At 72.7% G+C, this 20,157-nt stretch carries 16 protein-coding genes and 1 pseudogene; 10 read left to right on the top strand and 7 right to left on the bottom strand.

Annotation, left to right across the window (positions count from 1 at the left end; genetic code table 11):
* Window positions 1-40: 40 nt before the first annotated feature.
* From ACLQ2S_RS02885 to ACLQ2S_RS02875, 3 genes are all read right to left on the bottom strand, one after another.
* Entirely contained in the window at window positions 41-829 is a 789-nt protein-coding gene (locus ACLQ2S_RS02885; protein ID WP_155214355.1) for a TIGR03084 family metal-binding protein, read from the bottom strand.
* 18 nt (window positions 830-847) lie between these two features.
* Window positions 848-1,468, bottom strand: a complete 621-nt coding sequence (locus ACLQ2S_RS02880; protein WP_425701037.1) for a TetR/AcrR family transcriptional regulator — start codon at window positions 1,466-1,468, stop codon at window positions 848-850.
* Between the two features lie 119 nt (window positions 1,469-1,587).
* Complete coding sequence (locus ACLQ2S_RS02875; protein WP_013736306.1) at window positions 1,588-2,265, bottom strand: Crp/Fnr family transcriptional regulator; 678 nt, start codon at window positions 2,263-2,265, stop codon at window positions 1,588-1,590.
* Between the two features lie 219 nt (window positions 2,266-2,484).
* Between ACLQ2S_RS02875 and ACLQ2S_RS02870 the strand changes: the two genes are divergently transcribed.
* From ACLQ2S_RS02870 to ACLQ2S_RS02845, 6 genes are all read left to right on the top strand, one after another.
* Entirely contained in the window at window positions 2,485-3,147 is a 663-nt protein-coding gene (locus ACLQ2S_RS02870; protein WP_425701036.1) for an adenosylcobinamide amidohydrolase, read from the top strand.
* A 58-nt stretch (window positions 3,148-3,205) separates the two neighbouring features.
* The gene (locus ACLQ2S_RS02865; protein WP_155214357.1) at window positions 3,206-4,351 is read left to right on the top strand and encodes a CapA family protein; all 1,146 of its coding nucleotides are present in this window, start codon (window positions 3,206-3,208) and stop codon (window positions 4,349-4,351) included.
* Between the two features lie 58 nt (window positions 4,352-4,409).
* Window positions 4,410-5,189: an endonuclease III gene (gene nth / locus ACLQ2S_RS02860; protein ID WP_309222390.1), complete on the top strand. Its 780-nt coding sequence runs from the start codon at window positions 4,410-4,412 to the stop codon at window positions 5,187-5,189.
* 17 nt (window positions 5,190-5,206) lie between these two features.
* Window positions 5,207-5,794 carry a TlpA family protein disulfide reductase gene (locus ACLQ2S_RS02855; RefSeq protein ID WP_155214772.1) on the top strand — a complete coding sequence of 196 codons (588 nt, stop codon included), beginning with the start codon at window positions 5,207-5,209 and terminating at the stop codon, window positions 5,792-5,794.
* A 56-nt stretch (window positions 5,795-5,850) separates the two neighbouring features.
* Window positions 5,851-6,531 (top strand): NUDIX hydrolase, encoded by a 681-nt coding sequence (locus tag ACLQ2S_RS02850; protein WP_309222577.1) that lies wholly within the window; start codon window positions 5,851-5,853, stop codon window positions 6,529-6,531.
* 63 nt (window positions 6,532-6,594) lie between these two features.
* Entirely contained in the window at window positions 6,595-7,773 is a 1,179-nt protein-coding gene (locus tag ACLQ2S_RS02845; protein ID WP_309222392.1) for a MarP family serine protease, read from the top strand.
* Between the two features lie 15 nt (window positions 7,774-7,788).
* Here ACLQ2S_RS02845 and ACLQ2S_RS02840 read toward each other — a convergent pair whose 3' ends face one another.
* The 3 genes from ACLQ2S_RS02840 to eccCa all read right to left on the bottom strand — a co-directional run bounded on the left by ACLQ2S_RS02840 (window position 7,789) and on the right by eccCa (window position 13,933).
* Window positions 7,789-8,523, bottom strand: coding sequence for a phosphatase PAP2 family protein (locus ACLQ2S_RS02840; protein ID WP_375335267.1), 735 nt, complete (start codon window positions 8,521-8,523; stop codon window positions 7,789-7,791).
* 75 nt (window positions 8,524-8,598) lie between these two features.
* Window positions 8,599-9,921, bottom strand: coding sequence for a type VII secretion-associated serine protease mycosin (gene mycP / locus ACLQ2S_RS02835; RefSeq protein ID WP_155214359.1), 1,323 nt, complete (start codon window positions 9,919-9,921; stop codon window positions 8,599-8,601).
* A gap of 73 nt (window positions 9,922-9,994) precedes the next feature.
* Window positions 9,995-13,933 carry a type VII secretion protein EccCa gene (gene eccCa / locus ACLQ2S_RS02830; protein WP_425701035.1) on the bottom strand — a complete coding sequence of 1,313 codons (3,939 nt, stop codon included), beginning with the start codon at window positions 13,931-13,933 and terminating at the stop codon, window positions 9,995-9,997.
* 102 nt (window positions 13,934-14,035) lie between these two features.
* Between eccCa and eccD the strand changes: the two genes are divergently transcribed.
* Window positions 14,036-15,436: a type VII secretion integral membrane protein EccD gene (gene eccD, locus ACLQ2S_RS02825; protein WP_155214361.1), complete on the top strand. Its 1,401-nt coding sequence runs from the start codon at window positions 14,036-14,038 to the stop codon at window positions 15,434-15,436.
* 25 nt (window positions 15,437-15,461) lie between these two features.
* On the opposite strand, the gene ACLQ2S_RS02820 is transcribed toward eccD, so the two are convergent.
* On the bottom strand, window positions 15,462-15,968 hold the full coding sequence (locus ACLQ2S_RS02820; protein ID WP_093409905.1) for an inorganic diphosphatase: 507 nt from the start codon (window positions 15,966-15,968) through the stop codon (window positions 15,462-15,464).
* A 472-nt stretch (window positions 15,969-16,440) separates the two neighbouring features.
* Here ACLQ2S_RS02820 and dacB point away from each other — a divergent pair, with 472 nt between their 5' ends.
* The 3 genes and pseudogenes from dacB to tilS form a co-directional block, all read left to right on the top strand.
* Window positions 16,441-17,883 (top strand): D-alanyl-D-alanine carboxypeptidase/D-alanyl-D-alanine endopeptidase, encoded by a 1,443-nt coding sequence (gene dacB, locus ACLQ2S_RS02815; protein ID WP_425701056.1) that lies wholly within the window; start codon window positions 16,441-16,443, stop codon window positions 17,881-17,883.
* Between the two features lie 125 nt (window positions 17,884-18,008).
* Window positions 18,009-19,076, top strand: coding sequence for a zinc-dependent metalloprotease (locus ACLQ2S_RS02810; RefSeq protein ID WP_155214362.1), 1,068 nt, complete (start codon window positions 18,009-18,011; stop codon window positions 19,074-19,076).
* Window positions 19,077-19,091: 15 nt separating this feature from the next.
* A pseudogene (tilS, locus tag ACLQ2S_RS02805) lies at window positions 19,092-20,069 on the top strand (tRNA lysidine(34) synthetase TilS); the annotation flags it as partial.
* Window positions 20,070-20,157 lie beyond the last annotated feature (88 nt).

The raw sequence follows: 20,157 nt of genomic DNA, 5'->3' as shown, positions 1-20,157 counted from the left end.
CAGCACCACCTACGGGTCACGGTCACTGTCTGCGGCGCGGTCACGGGGCCACCTCGCGTGGGGCGCGGCTGACACCGGGCGGACCGGCGAATGCCTGGGCCACGTCGAGCCAGCCGTCGGCGACCGGCCCGGTGGCGATCAGGGCGAGGTCGGCGCGGTGCCGACGCCGGGTCACCAGCAGACAGAAGTCGAGCGCCGGGCCGGTGACCCGGTCGGCTGCGTGCGCCGGACCGAAGGCCCAGGTGCCGCCGTCGGGCGCGGTCAGCTCCACCCGTACCGGTGTCGTGGGTACCGGCCGGCCATGGGTGGCGAAACTGTGCCCGACGGTACGGAAGCCGAGGTACGCGATGTGTCGCAGCCGGTCGGTGGCGGGGCGGGTGACGCCGAGCGCCTCGGCCACGTCCTCGCCGTGTGCCCAGGTCTCCATGATCCGGGCGGTCGCCATCGAGGCCGGTGACATGCGAGTGCCGTACCAGGGCAGCTTCTCCCCGGCGGGGGCGGCGACGAGGGCGGCGGCGAGCGCCGCGCGACCGGCACGCCAGCGGGGCAGCAGCCGGTCGGGCGAGTCGAGGAAGGCCGTCGCACCGTCGTCGACCAGCCGGGCGAGATCAGCGGCGGCGGTGACCGAGGCGTAGAAGGCGTCGGCGTCGGTCGCGGCCAGCCGGGCCACGTGGTCCGTCCAAGCCAGGTGGGCGATCTGGTGGGCGATGGTCCAGCCCACGGCGGGGGTCGGCCGCGCCCACTCCTGCGGCGGCAGTGGCGAGACGAGCGCGTCGAGCTGCTCGGACTCGATGGCCAGGTCCGTGAGCAGGTCGGTCAGGTCGACCATGGCACCTCCGGGGCGGGGTCAGGGTGCGGTGTCGGTGTGGGCGAGCAGCGTGGCGAGCTGGGTCTTCCAGGCGTGCAGCAGGGTGGTCCGGCGGGCCGAGTCGTCGCTGAGCAGGTTGGCCACGCCGAGGCCGCGCAGCAGGTCCAGGGTGGCCTGCACGGCCTCGCGTACGCCCGGCCGTCGCTCGTCGACGCCGAGCAGCTCGACGGTCAGCCGGTGCATCTCGCGGCCGATGCGGGCTTCGAGGGGGAGGAGGGCGGCACGTAGTTCGGCGTCGGTGCGGGCGGCCACCCAGAGTTCGAGGGCGGCGACGAAAAGTGGCCCGGTGAAGGCGGCGGCGAGCAGGTCCACCACCCGGTCCAGCCGGTCGGCGCCGGTGGGCAGGGCATCGGCCTCGGCGCGCAGCTCGACCGCACGCCGTTCGGCGAGGTAACCGACGGCGGCGGTGACCAGGGCGGTCCGGGTCGGGTAGTGGTGCAGCTGCGCCCCCCGGGAGACGCCGGCCCGCGCCGCCACGACGGTGGTGGCGGTGCCGGACCAGCCATGCTCGACCAGGCAGTCGACGGTCGCCTCCAGCAGCCGGGCCCGGGTGGCACGGCTGCGCTCCTGCTGAGGGACTCGGGTCGATGCGGCGGACATGCGGACAGCCTGCCGGTCGAAAAACAAACAGTCAAGACTGACTTTTTTTGTGTGGCCACAAACGACCACGCGGGTGCCGACGCCGTGCGTCGACACCCGCGTGGGTGATGGTCAGTAGGTCAGACCCGCGCGCGTCGGGCCAGCCGCTCCGGGTCGAGGATGATGATGCTCTTGCCGTCCAGCCGGAGCCAGCCGCGCGAGGCGAAATCCGCGAGAGCCTTGTTGACCGTCTCCCGGGAGGCGCCGACGAGCTGGGCGATCTCCTCCTGGGTCAGGTCGTGCGTCACCCGCAGCACGCCGCCGTCGCGGGTGCCGAAGCGGCCCGCCATCTGGAGCAGGTTCTTGGCGACGCGGCCGGGCACGTCGGTGAAGATCAGATCGGCGAGGGCGTCGTTGGTCCGGCGTAGCCGTCGGGCCAGCACCCGCAGCAACTGCTCGGCGATCTCCGGCCGGTTGTTCAGCCACGGCCGCAGCGCCTGCTTGCGCAGCCGGGCCAGGCGGCTGTCCGTCACCGCGGTCGCGGTCGCCGTACGCGGACCCGGGTCGAAGAGCGACAGCTCGCCGACCATGTCCGACGGGCCCATCACGGCGATCAGATTCTGCCGCCCGTCCGCGGCCCGTCGGCCGACCTTGATCTTCCCGGACAGCAGGATGTAGAGACTGTCGCCGGGCTCGCCCTCGTTGAAGACGACCTCGCCCTTGCGGACCTCGATCGTCTCCATCTCCTTGGCGAGCGCCTCGGCCGCCTCCGGGTCGACACCCTGGAAGATCCCGCTGCGGGCCAGTACCTCGTCCATCGCGCACCTCCGGTTGCGCGTGCCGTCTGCTCGGCCGGGTCCGCCGTCCGCTGATCCCTCGCGCGCCGACCAGTCTAGGCGCACGTGAGCAGGAATCAGAGGTGCACCCCTGGAATCTTGATCGTTGGGCGTAACCTCCGCGTCGCGATCACTCTTTAGAATCCCGCGCCTGGTCAGGCCGGGGTCGGCGGGTCGGCTACCGGGCCGTAGGGTCACCGCGTGCTGCACGAGCCTGAGCTGACCGGTCGCCGCGAGGACGAACGCGACATTCCGGTACTCATCTGGCGGGCCGAGCGACCACTGCGGGCGGTCAGTTCCGCCCCGCTCGGCGGTGGGATCGGCCTACGGCGGTGGGTGGTGAACGCGACGGTGCCCATGTCGTACGACCGGGACGACCCCGCCGCCCACCTGGCCGACCTGGCCCGGGGGTTCGGCCTGGACGGGCCCGGTGTGGGCCTGCTGACCGGGGTCGACGTGGCCGAGGTGATCCGGTGGACCGACACCGGCGTGCAGGTCTGGGCCACCGTCGGTCTGGGCACTCCGGTACCGGCGGCGGCACCCACCGTGGCGGCGTCGGCGCAGCCGGTCGGCACGGTCAACATCGTGGCGTACGTCCCGGTACGACTCAGCGACGCGGCACTGGTCAACGCGGTCGCCACGGCCACCGAGGCGAAGGCGCAGGCGATCGCGGAACTGGGGCTGCCCGGCACCGGTACGCCGACGGACGCCGTCGCCGTCCTCTGCCCACCGGACGGTCCACCCGACGCCTACGGCGGCCCCCGCTCCACCTGGGGAGCACCGCTGGCCCGCGCGGTGCACGCGGCCGTGCTGGCGGTGGGGCGCGACACCGTCGTGCCATGGTCGGATCGGCTCCAGGGCTGAAACTCCCCACCCGATCGGCGGTCGTTTCCGCGATACCCGAACGGTAGGGTCGCCCACGATGTACGCTGCCGCCCCCCGTACGCCTCGGCCCCGCCGCCGCGCCCTGACCGCGTTGGGGGCGCTACTCGCCGTCCTCCTCGTCACCGGCTGCGCCAGCACAGACGAGGGGCCGATCTGGCAACCCGGTACCGGCGGCGGCGTAGGTGCGCCGGTCGAGTCCGCCACCCCCAAGGTGAAGAAGATCTCGCTCTCCGCCACCGGGGACATCGTCATGGCCATGGCGCCGAACCGACTGCCACCGAACAACGGCAAGGGCTTCTTCGACTCGGTGAAGAAGGCGCTCGCCGCGGACCTGGTGATGGGCAACCTGGAAGAGCCGTTGACGGTGGACACCGGGACCGGCAAGTGCGGTGCCGAATCCACCCGCTGCTTCCAGTTCCGAGCTCCGCCGGAGTACGCCGCGCACCTCGCCGACGCCGGGTTCGACCTGCTCAACCAGGCCAACAACCACGGGTACGACTTCGGGCCGAAGGGCTACGAGAACACCCAGCGGGCACTGGAGGAGCACGGGCTGGCGCACACCGGCGCCCCCGACCAGATCACCGTCGTCGAGGTGAAGGGCGTCAAGGTCGCGGTCGCCGGCTTCTCGTCGTACCGCTGGTCGAACAGCCTGGTCGACATCCCGGCGGCGAAGAAGGTGATCGAGAAGGCCGCCGACCAGGCCGACATCGTGGTGGTGCAGGTGCACATGGGCGCCGAAGGGTCGGAGATGACGCGGGTGCGGCCCGGCACGGAGATGTTCCTCGGCGAGAACCGGGGCGACCCGATCAAGTTCTCCCGCGCGATGATCGACGCCGGCGCGGATCTGATCGTCGGGCACGGCCCGCACGTGCTGCGCGGCATGGAGTTCTACAAGGGCAGGCTGATCGCGTACAGCCTGGGCAACTTCGCCGGTGGCGGCAACTCGCTGAGCAACAACGGTCGACTCGGCTGGGGCGGCGTGCTGAAGGTGTCCCTCGAAGCCGACGGCACCTGGGCCGGTGGCTCCTTCATCTCCACCTACATGGACGGGGCCCGCAAGCCGACGATCGACCCCGACGACCGTGGTCTCGGACTGCTCCGCCAGCTCACCAAGCAGGACTTCGCGGAGACCGGAGCCCGGTTCACCGACTCCGGCAAGATCAGCCCGCCCGACCCGGAGTGACCGGTCGCCCGACGCAGGCTGTCCGGACCGGTCGGACCGGCGACGTAGGCTGGCCGTCGTGACCAGAAGCGCCACCGAAACCGACCTGGGTCGCACCCGTCGTGCGCGGCGGATCGGCCGCGTGCTGACCGAGACGCACCCCGACGCGCACTGCGAACTCGACCACCGCAGCCCGCTGGAACTGGCCGTCGCGACCATCCTGTCGGCCCAGTGCACGGACAAGAAGGTCAACGAGGTCACGCCGAAGCTGTTCGCCCGCTACCCGACCGCCGCCGACTACGCCGGTGCCGACCGTGGTGAGCTGGAGGAGCTGATCAGGCCGACCGGGTTCTACCGCAACAAGACCAACTCGCTGATCCAGCTGGGTCAGGCGCTGGTCGAGCGCTACGACGGCCAGGTTCCCCGTCGGCTGGCCGACCTGGTCACCCTGCCCGGGATCGGTCGCAAGACCGCCAACGTCATCCTCGGCAACGCCTTCGACGTGCCCGGCATCACCGTCGACACCCACTTTCAGCGCCTGGTGCGGCGGTGGGGGCTGACCGGTGAGACCGACCCGGTCAAGATCGAACACGAGATCGGGGCGATGTTCCCGAAGCGCGACTGGACCATGCTGTCGCACCGGATCATCTTCCACGGCCGCCGGGTCTGCCACGCCCGCAAGCCCGCCTGCGGCGCGTGCACGCTGGTGAAGCTCTGCCCCTCGTACGGCACCGGGCCGACCGAGCCAGCCGCCGCGGCGAAGCTGCTCAAGGGCCCCCGCGCCCGTGACCTCGCCGTCGCCGCCGGAGTCGACCCCGAGCTGGTTCCGGCGCAGGCGGTGCGAGCGGAGGCGCCGTGATCCGTCGACTGGCCCTGATGTCCCTGCCGCTGCTGCTGCTCGGGACTGTGGCGTGTACGCCCGACCGCGACCAGCCCTCCGCCGCCGGGCCGAGCACGAGCAGCAGCCGGCCGTCCCCGTTCGAGGACTGCACCTCCCTCGTCGCCGAGCCCGGTGCGGCCACCGACGGCACCTCGAAGGGGGACCGGTTGCCCGAGTTGACCCTCACCTGCTTCACCGGCGGCGCCCCGGTCGACCTGCGCGACATCCCCGGCCCGGCGGTGATCAACATATGGGCCTCCTGGTGCCCGCCGTGCCGTAAGGAACTGCCCGCCTTCCAACGGCTCAGCGAGCAGACCGAGGGGCGGCTGCGGGTGATCGGGGTGAACACCCAGGACAGCCGCAGCGCCGCCCAATCCATCGGCGAGGACTTCGGCGTACGGTTCCCGATGCTGTTCGACCAGGGCAAGGCGTTCCAGCGGGCCCTGGAACGCAGCGCGTTCCCGATGACGGTGTTCGTGGGCGCCGACGGCGGCATCCGGCACATCGACACCTCGGGCGCCCTCGACGACGCCCAACTCGCCGAACTCATCCGGCAGCACCTCGACATCTCGGTACCGGCGTGAGCGAGGTGCCAGCCAGCGTGAACCCGGGCCGGGAGGCGTCCGACGCGCCATGGCCGGTGCCGGGCTGGCTCAACCCGCTGCTGGGTCGGCTGGGCACCGCCCGTACGGAGGACTTCACCCAGCTCCCGACGCCGGAGCACGGCGGCCGGGAGAGCGCCGTGCTGGTGCTGCTCGGCGAGGACGCCGCCACCGGCCCGGACGTGCTGGTCCTCCAGCGGGCCGCGACCCTGCGCAACCATGCCGGCCAACCTGCGTTTCCCGGCGGCGCGGCCGATCCGGAGGATGCCGACGCGGCGGCGACGGCGCTGCGCGAGGCGAACGAGGAGGTCGGGCTCGACCCGGCCAGCGTGACCGTGCTGGCCCAGCTGCCGAGGCTGTGGATACCGGTCAGCGACTTCGTGGTGACCCCGGTACTCGCCTGGTGGCACACGCCGCACCCGGTCGACTCCCGGGATCCGGCCGAGGTGGCACACGTCGCCCGGCTGCCGATCGCCGAGCTGGTCGACCCGGACAACCGGGTGCGGGTACGCCATTCGAGTGGCTGGATCGGCCCGGCCTTCTCGGTACGCGGAATGCTGGTCTGGGGGTTCACCGCCGGGGTGCTGGCGGCGCTGTTGGAGATGGGCGGCTGGAGCCGTCCGTGGCCGCGCAGCCGGGTGATCGACCTGCCGCCGGTCGGTGCCTCGCCCGCCCCGTCGGCCGGTACCGACGAGGTCGACGAGAGCGCGCTGCGCTGATCTGACCGTCACCTTCCGCAAGCGATCGTCTTCGCGCGAGCCCTGGGCCCGTAGGCTTGAGCTGTGTCGGCCGTGGATCTCGTCCTGCTGTTGCTCATGCTCGTGTTCGCGATCAGCGGATACCGACAGGGGTTCGTGATCGGGGTGCTCTCGTTCTCCGGGTTCTTTCTCGGCGCCCTGATCGGTTTGCAGGTGGGTCCGATGCTCGCCCAGCAGTTCGTGGACAGCGGCACCCGGGTGTTGATCTCGCTGGTGGCCATCTTCGGTCTGGCGGTGGTGGGCCAGGCGTTGGCCGGCTGGCTCGGGTCACACCTGCGCCGCACCATCGCCAGTGACGTGGGGCGGCGGGCCGACGACATCGGTGGCGCGTTCGTCTCCCTCTTCGCGGTGCTGCTGGTCGCCTGGCTGGTCGCGGTGCCGCTCGGCTCCTCCTCGCTGCCCTGGCTCGCCGCCTCGGTGCGCAGCAGCGCGCTGCTCAACGTGGTGGACCAGGTGCTGCCCGACCAGGCACAGCAGCTCTCCACCGCGCTGCGCGACACCGTCGACACCAACGGCTTCCCGGACGTCTTCGATGGGCTGCGACGTACCCAGGCCCGGCAGGTCGAACCGCCGGACCCGGCACTCGCCGGCTCCGAGGTGGTCAGCAACGGGCAGCGCTCGGTGGTGAAGGTGCTCGGGTCGGCACCGAGTTGCTCGCGGCGGATCGAGGGATCCGGTTTCGTGTACGCCGACGACCGGGTGATGACCAACGCGCACGTGGTCGCCGGCACCCGCTCGGTCGCGGTGGAACTGGGTGGGGACCGGTACGACGGCGAGGTGGTCGTCTACGACCCCGACCGGGATCTGGCCGTGCTCTACGTGCCGGGGCTGCCCGGCCCGTCGATGCGGTTCGCCGCCGGCAACGCCGGCATCGGAGCGGACGCCATCGTGCTCGGGTTCCCGCTCGACGGGCCGTACAACGCCCAGTCGGCGCGGATCCGCGACGTCGACCGGATCACCGGGCCGGACATCTACTCGTCCGGGAACGTGACCCGGGAGATCTACACCATCCGGGCCCTGGTCCGCAGCGGTAACTCCGGTGGCCCGTTGGTCTCCGCCAACGGCCTGGTGCTCGGGGTGATCTTCGCGGCGGCGGCTGACGACCCGAACACCGGGTTCGCGGTCACCGCCGCCGAGGCCCGACCGGTGGCGCTGGCCGGTGCCGAACGCACCCGGGGCACCGACACCGGCGACTGCACCTGACCAGCACCGGCCAGGTCAGTGCGACCGGGCCTGGGGTACGTCCCGGCTCGGCCAGACGGCGAACGCGGTGGCGGTGGCGACGACCACCGCGGCTCCGAGTAGCCACCCGGCCAGCACGTCGCTGCTCCAGTGCACCCCGAGCGCGACCCGGCTGAACCCGGTCACCAGGGCGATCGACAGCGCCCCCAGCCAGAGCACCGCACGGGCGGCCGAGCGGGTTCTGGTCCGGGGCAGGAAGACCACCAGCAGCACTCCGGCGGCGAGCATCGCGTTCAGCGCGTGGCCCGACGGGAAGGCCAAACCGGGTGCCTGTGCCACCGGGTCGGGCAGATCCGGTCGCGGCCGACCGACGAGGAGTTTGAGCAGCGGCCCGAGCAGGCCGCCGAGCACCATCGTGGTGCCGACCCAGACGGCGAGCCGTCGGGCGCCGTCACGGGCCAGCCAGATCACCAGGAACAGCGCGGCGGCCCGCAGGGGCATCGGCGCGAAGGCGTCGGTCCAGAAGCTCACCGCCCGGACCCAGCCCGGGTGGTCCAGGGCGTACCCGTGCAGCTGCGTGGTGATGGCCAGATCGAGTCGACGCAGCGGTGACCGGTTCGTCAGCACCAGCGTGGCGATCAACGTGAACGACGCGAGCAGCAGCACGCTGGCGGCCGCCGGTGCCCACCGTGCGCCTGACAGGTCGGCCCGCCGTCGGCGACCGTCCGGGCCGGAGGACGGTGCCGGGCCGACCCGTTCGAAGGTGTCCACGACGATGGTTGTACCCAGCCGGACGCCCGTACCTCGTCAAGATGCGCGAATTCGGGTACCTCAGTGGTGGTCGGCTCAGCGGGACGACTGCCGGAACCGGCGCACCATCAGCACCGCCCCGGTGAGCAGCGCGACGAAGATGGCCGCCCCGATCCAGAGCCGCTCCGAGCTGGCGTCGTCCTGCGAACCGGCGGCCCGCGCCTGCCACTGGGTCTCCTGCCGAGACCCGGTCAGACCGAGCTGCTCCGCGTCGGGATCATCCGCCGAGGTGGCCCCGGGCGCGGGGCCGAAACCGACCACCCCCGGCGGATCGTTGTCGTCCAACGGGTTCCGATGCACCAGCGGCACCTCCGCCGTCAACGCCGCGACCGGGTCGACCAGGCCGTACCCGAACCGCTCGTCCCGACCGGTGGGCCCGATGTCCTTCGCCGTGGCCAACAGCCGGTTCACCACATCCCCGGCGGACATCTCCGGGTAGCGCGACCGCACCAGGGCGGCGGTGGCGGCGACCAGCGGTGCCGCGAAGCTGGTGCCCTGCACCCGCCAGTAGCCACCGGGAGGACGGGCACCCACCAGCCCGCTGGCAGGAGCGGTGAGGACCGTGGCGCGACCGGTGATCGCGCCGCTCCACAGGTTGTCGCTGTTGCGCTCCAGCCCGGAGACCGCGATGACGCCGGGCTCACGGGCCGGGTACCACACCTTCGCCTCGGGCGAGGTGGCGAGATTGCCGGTGCAGGCGACCACCACCACGTCCCGGGCGAAGGCGTAGTCGATCGCGGCGGCCAGGGCCGCGCTGTCGCCGTTGCCGCCGAGGGAGAGGTTGATCACCTTCGCGCCGTTGTCCACCGCCCATCGCACGCCCTTGGCCACGATCAGCGCGTCGTCGTAGCGGTTCTCCGCGTCGAGAACCCGCACCGGCAGGATCCGGGCGTCCGGCGCGAGACCCACCACACCCCGACGGTCGTCGTTGCGCCCCGCGATCAGACCGGCCACCGTCGTGCCGTGTCCGACCGGATCCGGTTCGGTCGCCTCGTCCGGCGTGACCAGGTCGAGGCCCGGCAACACCCGCCCGACCAGGTCCGGGTGGGAACCGTCCACCCCGGAGTCGATCACGGCCACCACCACACCGCGACCGGTCGAGGTACGCCAGGCTGTCCGTGCGCCCAACTTGTCGAGCTGCCACTGCTCGTCGCGGACCTGATCGGCACGTTGCGTCGAGTCGGGGTTGTGGGCCACCGGCGTGCCGTACGCGGGAGCGTGGATTGGCACTGCGGTGGCGGGCACGACCGCGATGGCGACCGACAGCACAGAGGCGGCCGCCGCGAGCAGCGCCCGGTTGGCGAACCGGCCCGCCGTCGGTAGCCCGCTGTACCGCAGCCTGGTCACATCCTCAGCCATTCGTCGCAGGACACATGACGATCGGAGATTACCGGTTCCATCCCGCCTACAGGGACGTTCCGTGGAGTCGACATCACTGTGGCGGTAGATGCGCCAGTTGGATCAGGCGTACCCCCTCGCGTCGGGTGAACAGCCGACCGCGTCCGGGTGGCAGCGGGCCCGGCCGGACCGGACCGACCAGGGCACCCTCTTCCGGGCTTCCCGACATCACCAGGCCCGAGGTGGACAGTTCTCGTAACCGCTGCACCACCGGCTCGTACTGGGCGCGGGCCGCGCCACCGCACCGGCGCGCCAGCACCAGGTGCAGCCCGACGTCACGGGCGTGCGGCAGGTGCTCCTCCAACGCCCGCAACGGGTTCGCCGGGCCGCTCGCCACCAGGTCGTAGTCGTCGACCAGCACGAACAACTCCGGGCCGGACCACCACGACCGGTCCCGCAACTGAGCCGGACTGACCTGTGGGCCCGGTGCGCGGTCCTGGAGATAGCCGGCGGCCGATTCGATCAGGTCAGTGGTGTGCGCCGCCGTGGTGCCGTAGCCGATCAGGTGTTCCGTGGCGATGGTGCCCAGCAGGCTGCGCCGGTAGTCAACCATGATCACCCGGGCCTGCTCCGGCGTGAACCGGGTGACGATCGAGGTGGCCAGAGCACGCAGGAACGACGACTTGCCGCTCTCGGCGTCGCCGTAGACCACCAGGTGCGGTTCGGTGCCGAAGTCGAGGAGCACCGGACGTAGATCCGCCTCGGCGACGCCGACCGGGATCCGCAGCCCCGTCGCGGCGTCGAGGTCGAGGTCCGCGTACGGCAACACCGCCGGGAGCAACCGGACCCGGGGCGCGGCCGGGCCGGACCACGCGTCGCCCACCTGCTTGACCAGCGCTGCGGTGTCCGCTCCGGCGGTGCGGGGCAGGGCGGTGAGGAAGTGCAGGCCCTCCGCGGTGACGCCCCGCCCGGGGGTCTGCTCCGGCACCTGGGCCGCCGCGCGTCGGGCGACCAGTGAATCGGACGGGTCGCCGAGCCGCAGCTCCAACCGGGAACCGAACAGATCCCGGATGCCCGGCCGGAAGTCCAGCCACCGCACTGCGGTGGCCACCACGTGCAGGCCGTACGACAGGCCCCGGGTCGCCAGGTCGGTGATCAGTGGCTCCAGGTCGTCGTACTCGGCACGCAGGGTCGTCCACCCGTCCACGACGAGGAACACGTCGCCGAACAGGTCGGTGTCGTCCGCGTCGGTGCGGCCGCCACGACGCTGCCGCCAGCTGGCCATCGACTCCACACCCAGTTCGGCGAAGCGGCGCTCCCGCTCGGCGAGCAGGGTGGACATCTCGCCCACCGTGCGGCGTACGACGGTGGGGTCGGCCCGTCCGGTGACCCCACCGACGTGCGGCAGGTCGCGCACCGAGGCGAGCCCGCCGCCGCCGAAGTCGAGGCAGTAGACCTGCACCTCGGCCGGTGTGTGGGTGAGGGCCAGCGCGCAGATCAGCGTACGCAGCGCGGTGGACTTGCCGCTCTGCGTGCCACCCACCACCGCGACGTGCCCGGCCGCGCCGTCCAGCGCCAACCAGAGCACGTCCCGGCGTTGCTCGAACGGTCGGTCGATGACGGCCACCGGGACCTGGAGACCGCCGTGCAACTCGGGATTGCCGAAGGTCAGCCCGCGAGCCGGATCGACCGTGAGCGGACCCACCAACTCGTCCATGGCCGCAGGGGCGTCCAGCGGCGGCAGCCACACCTGGTGCGCTGGCGTGCCCTGCCCGGCGAGCCGGTCGACCAGCAACCGCAGCAGGGTCTCCGTGACGTCCGCCTCGTCCTTGACCTCCGGTGGTGCGGGCGGCTGCGGCACCGGCGTGAGATGGGTGGAGAAGGTGAGCAGCCGGGGACGTTCGGTTTCGGCCGCGCCGGTGGGCAGGACGCGTCGGCGCACCGGGCCGGAGACGTACGCGGTCTTGAACCGCACCAGCGGTTCGGTGCCGAAGCGCAGGTATCCGTGCCCCGGCGACGGGGGTAACTCGTGCGCGTCGGGTACCCCGAGCACCGTACGGGACTCCAGCGAGGAGAAGGTCCGCAGACCGATCCGGTACGACAGGTGGGTGTCCAGCCCGCGCAGGCGTCCCTCCTCCAGCCGCTGACTCGCCAGCAGCAGGTGCACCCCGAGGGACCGGCCCAGTCGGCCGATCTGGACGAACAGGTCGATGAAGTCGGGCTTGGCCGAGAGCAGTTCGGAGAACTCGTCGCAGATCAGCAGCAGCGACGGCAGCGGCGCGAGTGGGTTCCCGGCCGCCCGGGCCCGCTCGTAGTCGCGCAGGCTGGCGAAGTTGCCGGCGCGGCGCAGCAGTTCCTGCCGACGGACCAGCTCGCCGTTGATCGCGTCGACCATCCGGTCCACCAGGGGCAGGGCGTCAGCCAGGTTGGTGATCACGGCGGCGGTGTGCGGCAGCCGGTCGAAGGGGGCGAAGGTGGCCCCGCCCTTGAAGTCGACGAGCACGAAGTTGAGCTGCTCGGCGGAGTGGGTGGCGGCCAACCCGAGCACCAGCGTACGAAGCAGCTCGGACTTGCCGGAGCCGGTCGCCCCGATCAGCAACCCGTGCGGGCCCATGCCGCCCTGCGCCGACTCCTTCAGGTCCAGCTCGACCGCGCCGCCCTCCACCCCGACGCCGATCGGCACCCGCAGCCGGTCCCGAGCCGATCTCGGGAGCCAGCCCTGTTCGGCGGTGAAGCCCTCCGGATCGCCGATACCGAGCAGCTCCGGCAGACCCGGCTCGGTACCGGGTGCGGGACCGGCGTCCCGGGCTGCGGCCAGCCGCAGCGGTGCCAGCCGCCGCGCCACCGCCTCGGCCTCGGCGATCTCCAACGCATCGGCCGTGCCGACCTCGGCCGGACCGTCTGAGGAGCGTGACCGCAGTCGGCCGTCGCGTAGCTCCAGCAGCAGGGCGAACCGGTCGAGCAGTCGCGGTGGCGCAGTGTCCAGGTCGACCAGGGTCACCGCGTCGATGCCGCCGTCACCGACCAGTTCGGTGGCGCCGGTGAGGTCACCGCCGTCGAGCACGATCACCACGTGCGGCCCGTCCGTGACCAGCCCGGCCGGGTTGAACCTCGACCGGCTGGCCAGCACCCCGTCGAGCAGCCGTTCCAGCTCCACCGCCGAGCTGGCCACCAGCCGTACCGGACCGAGGGCGTCGGTGCGGGTCGGGTGCTGCGCGTGGGGTAACCACTTGACCCACTCCCAGGCGTCGCGGCGTTCCGGCCCGGCACAGACGGCGATCATCAGCTCGTCCGGGGCGTGGAAGACGGCGAGCTGGGTGAGCATGGCCCGGGTCAGCGCCTGCGCGGCCGGTGTCCCGGTGGTCCCGGCCGGGGTGGCCCGGACGAAGACCCGGGCGAAACTGCGCAACGACAGGGCCACCGGCAGGTCGGGCACCACCGAGTACGCGTCGAGGAAGCGGCGCAGCGCGCCGGCCGTCATCGGCTCCAGTTCCTCCAGTGGACCGGTGACCGGTGGTATCAGCGGCGTGGCCAGGGTCTGCGGCCCGACGGCTATCCGGACCACCGCGAAGTCCGGATCGGCGGGTCGCCGCTCCCAGAGCCGGTGACTGTGCACCGTCGACCAGAGCAGCGACGGGTCGGGATGCCGGTAACAGAGGCCGGCGCGCTGCCGGGCTGCGGTCTGCCGCACCTGCCGACGCAGGGTCGCCAGGTGCCGCAGGTACTCCCGGCGGGCGGCCATCATCTCGGACTTCCTCGGGCTGCCCGACGCGTTGCCCCAGGAGGTCGCCAGCATCGCCAACGAGGAGAGGCCGAACATGCCGCCGACCACGTACGCGTAGGCACCGTCGCCCCGGCCGAACATCATCGCCATCGCCACCGTGCCGCCGAGCATCGGCAACACCATCAGCAGCTGGTGCCAACGGGTGCCGGTGGCGGCCGGAATCTCCGGGGGTGCCTGCACCGGCAGGTCACCGACGGGTATCTCGGGCGCTGGGCGTCGGGCCGGTCGTCGCACGACGACAGTGGACACTCGACCCTCCTGACTGCGCACCGTGACCCGAGCCTGGCTCATCGTAGGTAAAGTCCTGTCGTCCGCGCAGCAGCAGACCCCGCTCGGGATGGAGATCGGTCAATGACAGTCGGGCTGGCCCGGGTCACCGTCAGCACACCCCGACGGCGGGTCGACGTGGCGCTACCGGAGCAGGTCCCCCTCGCCGAGCTGCTGCCCGAGGTGCTGCGTCACGCCGGTGACGGGCTCGCCGACGACGGGGAACAGCACGGTGGCTGGCTGCTCCGCCGCTCCGACGGCAGCGTGCTGGTCGGTGGGCAGGCGTTGGCCGCCCAGGGAATCCGCGACGGCGAGGTGCTGCATCTGGTGCCGGCGCGTACCGAGTGGCCGGAGTTCGAGTACGACGACGTCGTGGAGGCCGTCGCCGACGCGGCCCGGCGGCAGGGTGGGGCCTGGTCGCCCGGGGCGACCCGGGTGGCGGCGCTGGTCGGTGCCGGTGTTCCGCTCACCGTCGGCCTGCTCGCCCTGCTCGCGGGTGGGCCGGAAGACCCGACCGGTTGGCTGGCCGCGACCGTCGCGGCCGGTCTGCTGGTGCTGACCGGCACCGTGCTGTCCCGGGCGCACGGCGACGGGTTGGCCGGTGCCACCGTCGGCGGGTACGCGTTGCCCTACGCGGCGCTGGCCGGTGCCCTCGCCGTCAGTTCGGGCGACCCGGTCGGGCCGATCGGTGCGCTGCGTTGGGTGGGCGCGCCGGAGCTGCTCGCCGGTTCGGTGGCGCTGCTGCTGGCCTCGGTGCTGGGGCTGTTCGGAGTGGCCACCCGACTGCGGATCTTCGTGGCCGGCACGGTGGTGGGCGTGGGCGGCGGAGCAGCCGCCCTCGGTGCCCTGCTGCTCGGTCCGGCGGGCGCGGCAGCGGTCCTGCTCTGCGGACTGACCTTCGCCGTCGGGGCCGTTCCGCTGCTGGCCATCCGGCTGGGCCGGGTGCCGTTGCCGCCGACGACCCTGCCGACCGAGCCGGCCGACGACGCGGATCGGGTGCGCGACCTGCCGGATCGGGGCCGGGTCTACGCGGCCGTGGCCCGGACCGAGGAGATGCTCACCGGCATGCTGATCGGCCAGGCCGCGTTGGCCGGGGGCGCGGCGGTGATCCTGGTCAGCACCGGTGACGTCGCCGGTCGGCTGCTGGTCGGGGTGGCCTCGGCGGTGCTGCTGCTCCGCGCCCGGCTGTTCACGACCGTCCGGCACCGGGTCGCGCCGGTGCTCGCCGGGCTGGCCGGGTACGCGGTCCTCGGCGGGGTGCTGGCCGGAGCCGTCGACGCCACACTCCGGTTGACCCTGGTCGTCGGCGGCTTGCTGGTCGCGCTCCTGGTGGTGGCGGGTGGCACCACGTACGCCCGTCGGCCGGTCTCGCCGTACGTCGGGCGGATCGCCGACCTCGCCGACACCCTGCTGGTGGTTTCCGTGGTGCCGATCGCCTGCGCGGTGCTCGGCCTGTACGAGCGAGCCCGGGGACTGCTCGGTTGAGCGGCTCCCCGGGCTCGTCGAACCGTCAGTGGGTGGACTCGCCGCGCTCCTCGGCCTCCCGGGCCCGCCGGTACGAAGCCTGGATCTCAGCCTCGGCCTCGGTACGCCCCACCCAGGTCGCACCCTCGACCGACTTGCCCGGCTCAAGATCCTTGTACACCTCGAAGAAGTGCTGGATCTCCAACCGGTCGAACTCGCCGAGGTGGTGGATGTCGCGCAGGTGCTCCTGCCGGGGGTCCTCGTAGGGGACGCAGAGGACCTTGTCGTCGCCGCCCTTCTCGTCCGTCATCCGGAACATGCCGATCGTGCGGCACCGGATCAGGCAGCCCGGAAAGGTCGGCTCGGGCACCAGCACCAGGGCGTCCAGCGGATCGCCGTCCTCGCCCAGGGTGCCCTCGATGAAGCCGTAGTCGGCTGGGTACTGCGTGGAGGTGAAGAGGGTACGGTCCAGCCGGATCCGCCCGGTCACGTGGTCCACCTCGTACTTGTTGCGGTGACCCTTGGGGATCTCAACCGTGACGTCGAAATCCATCTGCACGCTCCCTCGTTGGCCCACGCTGGCTTGACGGAACCGGCGGCGGAACAGGGTGGGCGAATGCCAACCCGTGGACTCCGGCCGCCGCATAGTCTTCGGACCGAAGTAGTGTCACCCAGGCCGGTTCCCGGTGGCGGAGGAGGGGGTCGTGGGGAGGGAAGATTCACACTACCGTCCCGGCGGCCCCGTCGAGGGCGGGGACAGCCAACCGCCGGTGAAGCCGGCGGCCGGACGGGTGCCGGTGCCGGAGGCGCAGGTCCTCCGGCCGCAACCGTCGACGCCTTCGGTCGTGCCGACCTCCGCCGACCGCCCCGCGCCGAACCCTCTCCCGGCGGAACCAGCCGCCCCGCCGCCGGAGCCGCCCGCGTCGTCGCCGGAGCCGCCCGCCGCGCCGGTGAGCCCGGCGGCGGGGATGCCACCGACCGACCCGACCGGCAAACCGCCTGCCGACCCGCCGCCACCCGTCGGGATGGCACCGCGTCGGCGGCTGCCGCTGGTGCTCGCCGCCGTGGTGGTACTCGTGCTGGTCGCGGTGGGCCTGGTCGTGGTCCGGCCCGGGCCGGTGGGCCGATGGCTGGGCGAGACGCCGACGACCCCGGCAGCCACCGCGACTGGTGAACCCGCTCCGGTCGCGGTGCTCGCCGCCGCCGACCTCGCCGCGCCACCGCCCACCACGGACGGGCTGCGCGCCGCGCTCGAACCGTTGGCCGATGACACCGCCCTGGGCGGTCGGGTCAACATGGCGGTGGCCGACGCGCTGACCGGGGAGATGCTCTTCGAGCGGGGCGGCGGCGAAGGGACCGTGCCGGCCTCGGTGACCAAGCTGTTGACCGCGGTCACGGTGTTGACCGCCCGAGGCCCCGGCCACCGGATCCCGACCCGCGCCGTCGCCGGTACGCAGCCCGGCGAGGTGGTGCTGGTCGGTGGCGGAGACCCGACGTTGGCCGCCGACGCGAAGGGTTTCTACCCGGGCGCGGCGAGCCTCACGGACCTCGCCGACCAGGTCCGTACCGCGCTGGCAGGTGCCGCACCCACCAGCATCGTCGTCGATTCCTCGCGCTACTCCGGCCCGGTGTTCGGGCCGGGCTGGGACGACGACATCCCCACCGGTGGGTACGGCGGGGCGATCACCGCGCTGATGCTCGACGGAGCACGCAAGAATCCGAAGGCCGGCCCGGGGTGGGCCGCACGGGTCGCCGAACCGGACATGGTCGCCGGCCGCGCCTTCGCCAGGCTGCTCGGGGTGCCGGCGTCGACCGTGCGCAAGGGCACCGCACCGCCGACGCCGACCGAGACGACCGGGGCGACGGAACCGGCCGGTGGCCATGCCCCCGGTGCCGAACTGGGCGTGGTGTACTCGCCGCCGCTGATCCGGCTGGTCGACATCATGATCAGTGACAGCGACAACATCGTCGCCGAGGCGTTGGCCCGCCAGGTCGCCCTGGCCCGAGACCAGCCGGCCTCCTTCGCGGGTGCTGCGGCGGCGATGGCCGAGGTGGTGGCCGAGCTGGCCCTGCCGACGAACGGACTCGTCCTCGCCGACGGCAGCGGGCTGTCCCGGAAGAACCTCATCAGCCCGGCGCTGCTGACCGAGCTGTTGGCCCTCGCGGCCAGCCCGAACCGGCCCGAACTCGCCGGCATCTTCGGCGGGCTGCCGGTCGCCGGATGGTCCGGCACCCTGCGCGACAGGTACGGCGCGGCACCCGGCACGGCCGCCGGGGTCGGTGTGGTCCGCGCCAAGACCGGCACGTTGACCCGGGTGCATGCCATCGCGGGGGTGGTGACCACGGCCGACGGTCGCCTGCTCACCTTCGCCGTGCTCACCGACGACGTGCCGCCGAACGGGATGGAACCGGCTCGGGCGGCGCTGGACAGGATCGCCGCCGCCCTCGCGGGCTGCGGCTGTCGCTGAGCGCGTCGACGCACCGGTCCGGCTGCGGCACCACGGTGTGGGCGGGGCGCGGCGGACCCCCGCCATAACCCGGGCGCCGCGTCGGCCCGGCGGGTGGGTGTCGCGGCGCGGGTACGGTGGGTCGCATGGCGCAGTTCGTGGACTGGGATCTGGCCACCGCGACGGCGGGGGCTCTGGGCAAGTCGGGCCCGCGGGTGACGTACGACGAGGCCACCGACGTGGTTTCCGAGTTGCGCCGGTTGACCGACGAGGCGGCCGGGCACGTCGCCGACTACACCGGGCTGACCTCGCAGCTCGCCCACCCGCCGGTGCGGGTGGTCGATCGACGCGACTGGGCGGCCACCAACGTCGCCGGTCTCCGCGAGGTGATCACCCCGCTGGTCGGTCGGCTCACCGAGGACAAGCAGCCAGGTGCCCTCACCGAGGCGATCGGCTCCCGGGTGACCGGGGTGCAGGCGGGCACCGTGCTGGCCTACCTCTCCGGCCGGGTCCTCGGGCAGTACGAGGTCTTCTCCGCCGACCCGGGGCAACTGCTGCTGGTCGCGCCGAACATCGTCGAGGTCGAGCGCAAGCTGGGCGCGGATCCGCGCGACTTCCGCCTCTGGGTCTGCCTGCACGAGGTGACCCACCGGACCCAGTTCACCGCCGTGCCCTGGATGCGGGCCTACTTCCTCGGTGAGGTGCAGGCGTTCGTCGACGCCGCTCAGGGTGGTGAACACCTGCTGGAACGGCTGCGCCGGGGGGTGAGCACCCTCGCCGACGTGGTCCGCGACCCACAGAGCCGATCCAGCGTGTTGGACATCGTGCAGACCCCCGGGCAGCGGGCCGTGCTGGACCGGCTGACCGCCCTGATGACCCTGCTGGAGGGGCACGCCGAGTTCGTGATGGACGGCGTCGGCCCGCAGGTGATCCCGAGCGTGGAGCGGATCAGAGCGGGCTTCAACCGGCGGCGTGAGGCGGGCAACCCGGTGGAGAAGACGATCCGGCGGCTGATCGGCATCGACGTCAAGATGCGGCAGTACGCCGAGGGCCGCAAGTTCGTGCACGCCGTGGTGGAGCGGGTCGGCATGACCGGCTTCAACCGGGTCTTCGAGTCGCCGCTGACTCTGCCCCGACTCTCCGAGTTGAGCGAACCGGACGCCTGGGTGGCGCGGGTGCACGGCCCGGTCGGTCCGGCACCGATCGCCGGCTGAGCGACCACCGCGTCGATGGCTCCGCTCGCTCCTCCGGTGGCCGCGATCCGGGTCGCGGTCCGTCGCGCGCTGGCCGACCTGCCGACGGACGGGCCGGTGCTGGTCGCCTGCTCGGGTGGTGCCGACTCGCTGGCCCTGGCCGCGGCCACCGCGTTCGTGGCACCTCGCGCGGGTCGCGTCGCCGGGCTGGTGACCGTCGACCACGGGTTGCAGGTCGGCTCGGGGCAGCGCGCCGAAGCGGTGGCCCGCTGGGCACAGGAGGTCGGGCTGACGCCGGTGGAGGTGGTCCGGGTCGACGTCACCGGTCGGCCAGGTGGCCCCGAGGCGGCGGCCCGCGACGCCCGCTACCAGGCGTTGGCCGAGGTCGCCGGACGGTACGGCGCAGCGGCGGTTCTCACCGGTCACACCCGGGACGACCAGGCGGAGACGGTGCTGCTCGCGCTGGCTCGTGGTGCCGGCCCGCGCGGACTCGCCGGTATGCCGAGCCGCCGGGAAATGGCCGGCACCCTGCTCGTACGGCCACTGTTGGAGATCGGGCGGGAACAGACCCGGGCCGCCTGCGCGGCACTCGGACTGGCGACCTGGGACGACCCGCACAACGCCGACCCGGCGTACGCCCGCTCTCGGGTGCGCGGCGACGTGGTGCCGGTGTTGGTCGAAGCGCTGGGGCCGGGTGTGCTCGACAACCTCGCCCGCACCGCCGCGCTGGTGGCGGCGGACAACGCGGTCCTCGACGACCTCGCCGATGTGGCGTTGAGTCGGGCCCGGCATCCCGATGGTGGCCTGGCGACCGGCGCGCTGGCCGACCTGGCACCCGCGGTACGCGGCCGGGTGCTGCGCGCCTGGGCCCACGAGTTGGGCGCACCGCCCGCCGCGCTGTCGCATCGGCACCTCACCGCGCTCGACGCGCTGGTCACGGCGTGGCGCGGCCAGCGAGCCAGCTACCTGCCGGGCGGGCTGCGGGTGCTGCGCCGAGCCGATCGCCTGGTGTCCGAAGCGCTCCCGGCGACGCCGACCGACCGGGCGTCGGTGCGGCGGGCGGCCGGGACCGCGCCCGACGAGGCGGTTGTCGAAGGATGAT

Origin of the sequence: Micromonospora sp. DT48, from assembly GCF_049844495.1 — a bacterium.
GTDB lineage: Bacteria > Actinomycetota > Actinomycetes > Mycobacteriales > Micromonosporaceae > Micromonospora.
This window is presented reverse-complemented; position numbering and strand designations above follow the sequence as displayed.

Bases quoted from the DNA above. Each gene is read 5' to 3' on its own strand.
- ACLQ2S_RS02875 (WP_013736306.1), bottom strand. From the start codon at position 2,265: ATGGACGAGGTACTGGCCCGCAGCGGGATCTTCCAGGGTGTCGACCCG.
- ACLQ2S_RS02880 (WP_425701037.1), bottom strand. From the start codon at position 1,468: ATGTCCGCCGCATCGACCCGAGTCCCTCAGCAGGAGCGCAGCCGTGCC.
- ACLQ2S_RS02885 (WP_155214355.1), bottom strand. From the start codon at position 829: ATGGTCGACCTGACCGACCTGCTCACGGACCTGGCCATCGAGTCCGAG.
- eccD (WP_155214361.1), top strand. From the start codon at position 14,036: ATGACAGTCGGGCTGGCCCGGGTCACCGTCAGCACACCCCGACGGCGG.
- ACLQ2S_RS02820 (WP_093409905.1), bottom strand. From the start codon at position 15,968: ATGGATTTCGACGTCACGGTTGAGATCCCCAAGGGTCACCGCAACAAG.
- ACLQ2S_RS02865 (WP_155214357.1), top strand. From the start codon at position 3,206: ATGTACGCTGCCGCCCCCCGTACGCCTCGGCCCCGCCGCCGCGCCCTG.
- mycP (WP_155214359.1), bottom strand. From the start codon at position 9,921: ATGGCTGAGGATGTGACCAGGCTGCGGTACAGCGGGCTACCGACGGCG.
- ACLQ2S_RS02855 (WP_155214772.1), top strand. From the start codon at position 5,207: ATGTCCCTGCCGCTGCTGCTGCTCGGGACTGTGGCGTGTACGCCCGAC.
- dacB (WP_425701056.1), top strand. From the start codon at position 16,441: ATGGCACCGCGTCGGCGGCTGCCGCTGGTGCTCGCCGCCGTGGTGGTA.
- ACLQ2S_RS02810 (WP_155214362.1), top strand. From the start codon at position 18,009: ATGGCGCAGTTCGTGGACTGGGATCTGGCCACCGCGACGGCGGGGGCT.